Annotated in this window: 4 protein-coding genes, 1 tRNA gene and 3 rRNA genes (1 of these 8 running past the window's edge); all 8 read right to left on the reverse strand. The window is 47.0% G+C overall.

The genetic code is table 11. The features are described from left to right. Window positions 1-25: 25 nt before the first annotated feature. Window positions 26-1,090 carry a protein arginine kinase gene (locus ACUC6J_RS21950; protein WP_013373293.1) on the reverse strand — a complete coding sequence of 355 codons (1,065 nt, stop codon included), beginning with the start codon at window positions 1,088-1,090 and terminating at the stop codon, window positions 26-28. A 29-nt stretch (window positions 1,091-1,119) separates the two neighbouring features. Next, complete coding sequence (locus ACUC6J_RS21955) at window positions 1,120-1,644, reverse strand: UvrB/UvrC motif-containing protein (RefSeq protein ID WP_016818632.1); 525 nt, start codon at window positions 1,642-1,644, stop codon at window positions 1,120-1,122. A gap of 84 nt (window positions 1,645-1,728) precedes the next feature. Further along, the gene (locus ACUC6J_RS21960; RefSeq protein WP_016818631.1) at window positions 1,729-2,193 is read right to left on the reverse strand and encodes a CtsR family transcriptional regulator; all 465 of its coding nucleotides are present in this window, start codon (window positions 2,191-2,193) and stop codon (window positions 1,729-1,731) included. Window positions 2,194-2,686: 493 nt separating this feature from the next. Next, complete coding sequence (locus tag ACUC6J_RS21965; protein WP_447249412.1) at window positions 2,687-3,874, reverse strand: GNAT family N-acetyltransferase; 1,188 nt, start codon at window positions 3,872-3,874, stop codon at window positions 2,687-2,689. A gap of 162 nt (window positions 3,875-4,036) precedes the next feature. After that, window positions 4,037-4,153, reverse strand: a 5S ribosomal RNA gene (gene rrf / locus ACUC6J_RS21970). A 151-nt stretch (window positions 4,154-4,304) separates the two neighbouring features. Beyond that, window positions 4,305-7,231: ribosomal RNA gene (locus tag ACUC6J_RS21975) — 23S ribosomal RNA — on the reverse strand. A 197-nt stretch (window positions 7,232-7,428) separates the two neighbouring features. Next, window positions 7,429-7,504 (reverse strand) — tRNA-Ala (locus tag ACUC6J_RS21980). Window positions 7,505-7,602: 98 nt separating this feature from the next. Then, a 16S ribosomal RNA gene (locus ACUC6J_RS21985) occupies window positions 7,603-7,723 on the reverse strand; it runs 1,433 nt beyond the window's last position. The 16S, 23S and 5S rRNA genes sit together here with 1 tRNA gene alongside, the layout of an rRNA operon.

The raw sequence follows: 7,723 nt of genomic DNA on the forward strand, positions 1-7,723 counted from the left end.
TGTGTATTTCAGTTCATTCTATATATTAAAGGGTTGTGCCTAATTTTTGCCGGATCAGCTTCGCCCGGTACATATCGCGCTCACCGGTATTCATTTTATCCCCAAAGCTTTTTTGTAAAAAGCCGGGTTGCGTCATCACATTAAGCTCATTCATCGCTGCAATGGAAGGACGCTCCAAAATTCCTAAATCTACACCGAGACGTACATCGGACAGCCGCTGTGCAGCCTCCTTGGAATCCAAAACTGCTGCATATGACAAAATACCGAATGAACGCATCACCCGATCTGTAATCCGCAGCATGGATTCATTCATCAATCGTTCTCTGGCAGAACGTTCATGCTCTATAATTTGCAGCACCACGCCATGCAGATTCTCGATAATTTCCGCTTCGGTTTGTCCCAAGGTAATCTGATTGGATACCTGAAACAAATTCCCAACTGCTTCGCTGCCTTCACCATAAATACCGCGAACTGTAAGACCCACCTGTGAAACAGCGGACAATATACGATTGATTTGATGAGTCATGACCAATGCGGGCAAATGCATCATCACCGAAGCTCTCATACCTGTGCCGACATTCGTCGGACAACTGGTCAGAAAACCTCTCCGATCATCAAATGCATAATCAACATGCGCTTCAAATGCATCATCAATGACCATAGCGCGTTCCCAAGCTTCTCTAACCTGACATCCGGGATATAAGCACTGAATACGCAAATGATCCTCTTCATTTATCATAACACTAACTGATTCATCATCACTAATCAACACAGCACCGTTGCGAGATTCGTTCGCCAAATTAGGACTAATCAAGTGCTTCTCAACCAGTACCTGTTTGTCGATCTCATCCAACTCGGATATTTTCAAGGTATGAAAAGTACCAAAACGACGCAAATCATCATACTGAAGGATATCCGTTAAGCGTTGAAGCACTTCTTCCGACTGCTGATTGGTAGCAAGCATGGGAAAAGGCAGATGCTGCAAGTTACGCGCAATTCTTACCCGGCTGCTAATGACAATCTCCGAATCCGCAGCATCACCACGCATCCAATCACTTAGCGGCTTTTCCGTAAATCGGATATTGGGCATCACGCATTCCCTCCTACTCTTCACAAACTTTACTCTTCAGTCATTTCTTTTTCAAGCTTTCTGATTTGATCCCTAAGCTCAGCAGCTGATTCGAATTCTTCCTGTACAATGTGTTGTTGCATCTCTTTTTTCAAATCATCAATTTGCCGTTTAACCTTTAGTCGGCCTCCAGTACGGACCGGAACTTTCCCAACATGACTCGTACTACCATGCACACGCTTGAACAGAGGGTCCAGACGACTATCAAAATATTGATAGCATGATGGACATCCAAAACGTCCTAGCTTACTAAACTGTGTATAAGTCATACCGCAATCCTTGCATTGCAGATTTTGGGGAACACTGTGACCTGAAGACTGGCTCTTTGTGCTGGAGTCAAAATCCAACATCCCCGACAACAAGCTATGAATCGAAAAGCCATTAGGTGTTCCAGGGATCATCTCCCCTTTTTCCTTCGCACATGTCTCACAAATATGAAACTCTGTCTTTTCGCCATTCACAATTTTGGTGAAATGCAAAGTTGCCGGCCGCATATTACATTCTTGGCACAGCATAAAAGCACCTCCTTCAACGTCAGGATTTTTACAAATCCCTACATCTGAATTGCAAATCTCTATTCACTGGTTAATGGATACTAGCTATTTGGCCGCCAGCAACGAGATCAGCATAGCCTTAAGCAATCTTGCTCGCAGTTGGTCACGATAGGGAAGCTTCAGCAATAACGTATCTCTTGATAAAGCAGCCTTTATAAGACCAGCTTCCCTTTTGCTTAAAAAATGAGCTTCCTCTAACTGATAAATCAATCCTTCTGCTGCCGATTGGCTAATTTCCTCCCCGATGCTCTGATGAAGGTGTGTATGGATCGCATGCTGTGCAGGTAATTGAATTCGCTGAATCCGAATATAACCTCCACCACCGCGTTTACTTTCCACCACATAACCTTTTTCCAGCGTAAACCGGGTACTAATTACATAATTAATTTGCGACGGTACGCAGGAAAAGCGGTCAGCCAGATCATTGCGCTGAATCTCCACTAAGCCTTGGGGACTTTCCAGCAGCATGCTCTTCAAATATTGTTCAATAATGTCGGAAACATTGCGCATTTCATCATCCTCCACTAACGGAAACGCAAGTATTCAAGTACATTTCACGCTCCACAGAGTCCGCCGTATATTGAACTTAACCAAACGGTAAAGTCACGAATCTAAGCTGTACTCAGGCCATTACCTATTGTACATCCATTGGAATTGTACCGTTTCGTTTCTAGTGTGACCTTTATTTGCGATAAATCATACACTTCTCTTCTGTCCATAAGAAGCAGCTCCTAACTATACGCAAATCATGTCGTTATGGTTATACTTCTGTAGATACACACTGGTTCTGATTGACTTTGACTTTCTTTGACTATATTCGTATTATAGCACAAATTTCATTTTTGCCAAGGGGTCAATACCATTTTTCGCAATCTAATTATGTTTTATACCCTAGAACAAAAAAACTCTTCCCATTATGGAAAGAGCTTTGAATAATTATGATATCCCACATCCAATTTGGTTAAAAAGAGTTGGGCATTAAGAAAATCTAATTGGGTCTTTATCAGAAAAAATCCAATAGGAACGTTTGTTTTGTTGGTATTACACGTTTAAGTGCAGCCACAGACTCACTGCTTCCTTCAATGCGCCCCCAATTAAACAGGTTATCAGCTTGCTGGTAGCCGAGCATTAAAGTTGTTAATGACTGAATTCCCAGTTCCAAGTCAGCTACTGTATCGTTCTCAGATAAATTACTTGTATCCACTCTTGCCAGATGTCCTTGCCCCTCCGTAGTAATCGTTAATCTCCATACTCCTTCATTCCAAGGGGCATACCGATCTGTCAGATGTAAGGTTAAACTTGTCTCCTCTCCAATCTGCTCAAAAGGGTATCTCTCTACAAAAGCAACAGCATCCACAATACGCCCCATAAAATAAGGCACCGTTTCCTGTTGAATTCGCGGATCATCGAGTAAAAAAGGCAGATTGTCATCTGCTGGAACGTAAATAAATTTACCTTGGGTTATCATTGAGTCATGATTTGCAAAATAAGTCCACAAAGCCCGACGTGCCGTCTCATTTTCATATACTAACTCATCACAATTTAACTGTTTATCTTCTATTTTGTATAGTGCATATCCCTGAGGATCGCCTGCATCTGTGTAATATACTACAGTTCGATAATTCTCATTTAAAATCCGTTCCTGCCACCATGCCTTATCTCGTACCAGCGTACCATTGTAACGTGAAGCATACGATTGATACACTTGGTCTAGTTCTGAAATATTTTTGATATCCCGTTTGACTATACCTTCTGTTTTAAGTTTAGCAGGGAATTTATCAATTGGAATGACGTATTTTTTGTACTCAGTATACGTTTCCCATCCAAATTTACGATAGAAGGCAAAAGAAAATGGATGCAGAAAAGAAAGGCTTTGTCCTGCAGTCTTCATTTCTTCAAGCGCATGCGTCAACAAACGTGAAACCATACCTCCGCGACGCTTTTCCGGCCACGTTGCCACACCAGCAATGCCTCCCATATCAAAAACCTGACCATGTATGTATACCTGTAGTGGTAGCAAAGTCAGTTTAGCGTTCAAGTCAGGTCCGTCGAATATCCCCCATGTTTGTTCTGGTTTGAATTTCTTCTTGGCTTTCTCTAGATCCTCCGGGGTCATTGTAAACTGAAAAGCATACTGGGATAATCCTATAGCTGCTTCAAATTCCTCACTTTGTAATTGTCTGATCTCCATAACTTCGTCACCTCGCTCGTATACTTGGACCTTTAAAAAAATACGCACTTAGAGTGTCGCAAAGCCTCTTCCCTCTGTCAACCTTAGAAGCAGATATCCTTCCACAAAATGCATAAAAAAAGGATGATACCCTCAGTGAGGGTATCATCCTTTTTCACTTTTGCTTGGCGGCGTCCTACTCTCCCAGGACCCTGCGGTCCAAGTACCATCGGCGCTGGAGGGCTTAACGGTCGTGTTCGGGATGGGTACGTGTGGAACCCCTCCGCTATCGCCACCAAACATGAATTTGCCTTGCAAATTCTTCCGTAAGGTTATTCGATTCATCACAGATTCTGTGAATGAATCGCCATACGCTTGTCGTATGTACTTCTACATACCTTCAAGGTTACACCTTGAAAACTGGATCCGAAACTTCATTGCGTCTTATCTTTAGGATAAGCCCTCGACCGATTAGTATTGGTCAGCTCCATGCATTACTGCACTTCCACCCCCAACCTATCTACCTCGTCGTCTTCAAGGGGTCTTACATACTGGGAAATCTCATCTTGAGGGGGGCTTCACGCTTAGATGCTTTCAGCGCTTATCCCTTCCGTACATAGCTACCCAGCGGTGCTCCTGGCGGAACAACTGGTACACCAGCGGTACGTCCATCCCGGTCCTCTCGTACTAAGGACAGCTCCTCTCAAATTTCCTACGCCCACGACAGATAGGGACCGAACTGTCTCACGACGTTCTGAACCCAGCTCGCGTACCGCTTTAATGGGCGAACAGCCCAACCCTTGGGACCTACTTCAGCCCCAGGATGCGATGAGCCGACATCGAGGTGCCAAACCTCCCCGTCGATGTGGACTCTTGGGGGAGATAAGCCTGTTATCCCCAGGGTAGCTTTTATCCGTTGAGCGATGGCCCTTCCATGCGGTACCACCGGATCACTAAGCCCGACTTTCGTCCCTGCTCGACTTGTAGGTCTCGCAGTCAAGCTCCCTTCTGCCTTTGCACTCTTCGAATGATTTCCAACCATTCTGAGGGAACCTTGGGGCGCCTCCGTTACTCTTTAGGAGGCGACCGCCCCAGTCAAACTGCCCACCTGACACTGTCCTCGTACCGGATCACGGTACCAAGTTAGAACCTAGATACGATCAGGGTGGTATCCCAAGGATGCCTCCCCTCAAGCTGGCGCTCAAGATTCAACGGCTCCCACCTATCCTGTACAGATCGTACCCAAATTCAATATCAAGCTGCAGTAAAGCTCCATGGGGTCTTTCCGTCTTGTCGCGGGTAACCTGCATCTTCACAGGTATTAAAATTTCACCGGATCTCTCGTTGAGACAGCGCCCAAGTCGTTACGCCATTCGTGCGGGTCAGAATTTACCTGACAAGGAATTTCGCTACCTTAGGACCGTTATAGTTACGGCCGCCGTTTACTGGGGCTTCGGTTCATAGCTTCGCCCGAAGGCTTACCACTCCCCTTAACCTTCCAGCACCGGGCAGGCGTCAGCCCGTATACTTCGCCTTGCGGCTTCGCACAGACCTGTGTTTTTGCTAAACAGTCGCTTGGGCCTTTTCACTGCGGCCCCCTCGGGCTATTCACCCTACCGAGGCACCCCTTCTCCCGAAGTTACGGGGTCATTTTGCCGAGTTCCTTAACGAGAGTTCTTCCGCGCGCCTTAGAATTCTCTTCTCGCCTACCTGTGTCGGTTTGCGGTACGGGCACCTTCTCCTGGCTAGAGGCTTTTCTTGGCAGTCTGAGATCATGACCTTCGCTACTGTAATTTTCGCTCCCCATCACAGCCCAGCCTTACGATGTGCGGATTTGCCTACACATCAGCCTCACTGCTTAGACGGACATCCATCAGTCCGCGTCACTACCCTACTGCGTCACCCCATCGCTCATAGCGGATTACGGTGGTACAGGAATTTCTACCTGTTGTCCTTCGACTACGCCTATCGGCCTCGCCTTAGGTCCCGACTTACCCTGAGCGGACGAACCTTCCTCAGGAACCCTTAGGCTTTCGGCGGATCTGATTCTCACAGATCTTTTCGTTACTCATACCGGCATTCTCACTTGAATGCAGTCCAGCGCTCCTTCCGGTACACCTTCAACCCGCATTCAACGCTCCCCTACCCCTGATGCAAAAGCATCAAGCCATAGCTTCGGTGGTGTGTTTAGCCCCGTTACATTTTCGGCGCAGAGTCACTCGACCAGTGAGCTATTACGCACTCTTTCAATGGTGGCTGCTTCTAAGCCAACATCCTGGTTGTCTGTGCAACTCCACATCCTTTCCCACTTAACACACACTTGGGGACCTTAGCTGATGGTCTGGGCTGTTTCCCTTTCGACAATGGATCTTAGCACTCACTGTCTGACTCCCGGAACTAAATCTATGGCATTCGGAGTTTGACTGAGCTTGGTAACCCTTGCGGGCCCCGCACCCAATCAGTGCTCTACCTCCACGATTCTTCTTTCCGAGGCTAGCCCTAAAGCTATTTCGGGGAGAACCAGCTATCTCCGGGTTCGATTGGAATTTCTCCGCTACCCCCACCTCATCCCCGCATTTTTCAACATGCGTGGGTTCGGGCCTCCAGTGCGTGTTACCGCACCTTCACCCTGGACAGGGGTAGATCACCCGGTTTCGGGTCTACGTCCACGTACTCATTCGCCCTATTCAGACTCGCTTTCGCTGCGGCTTCAGCTCTTCACCTTAACCTTGCACGGGAACGTAACTCGCCGGTTCATTCTACAAAAGGCACGCCATCACCCATAGATCGGGCTCTGACTTCTTGTAAGCACACGGTTTCAGGATCTATTTCACTCCCCTTCCGGGGTGCTTTTCACCTTTCCCTCACGGTACTGCTTCACTATCGGTCGCCAGGGAGTATTTAGCCTTGGCAGATGGTCCTGCCGGATTCATACGGGGTTTCACGTGCCCCGCACTACTCGGGATCCGTCTCGGAGGGAACAAGTTTTGAACTACAGGGCTTTTACCTTCTCTGGCGGGCCTTTCCAGACCTCTTCATCTAACCGGTTCCTTTGTAACTCCATGTGAGACGTCCCACAACCCCAAGGAGCAAGCTCCTTGGTTTGGGCTAATCCGCGTTCGCTCGCCGCTACTGACGGAATCACTATTGTTTTCTCTTCCTCAGGGTACTTAGATGTTTCAGTTCCCCTGGTCTGCCTCTCACTCACCTATGAATTCAGTGAGTAGTGACTGTCGATGAAGACAGCCGGGTTTCCCCATTCGGACATCCCCGGATCAAAGCTTGCTTACAGCTCCCCGAGGCCTTATCGTTGTTCGCCACGTCCTTCGTCGGCTCCTGGCGCCTAGGCATCCTCCGTGTGCTCTTTGTAGCTTAACCTAGACTTTTCTTTCATAGAAAGAAAATATCGATATATGCTACCTTTATTTCACTTGTTTACACAAGATCAGCTTAAAGGAATATTCTAAAACGCAATTTCGTTTCGGTATCCAGTTTTCAAGGTGCAAAGCTGTGTGATTATCAATCAACTCCTGAAGAGTTAATGATCTCCAAACGGTTATAGATGAAATTGTAATTGGTGGAGCCAAGCGGGATCGAACCGCTGACCTCCTGCGTGCAAGGCAGGCGCTCTCCCAGCTGAGCTATGGCCCCTTACAAGTTCCATCAAAACTGAACAAATGGAATGATGATTTATTGAAGCATACGCTTCATATTTGAATGTTTCCGTTGCAGGAAACGATTCTCCATAGAAAGGAGGTGATCCAGCCGCACCTTCCGATACGGCTACCTTGTTACGACTTCACCCCAATCATCTACCCCACCTTCGGCGGCTGGCTCCTTGCGGTTACCTCACCGACTTCGGGTGTTGTA

The sequence above is a fragment of the Paenibacillus sp. JJ1683 genome, from assembly GCF_053006485.1.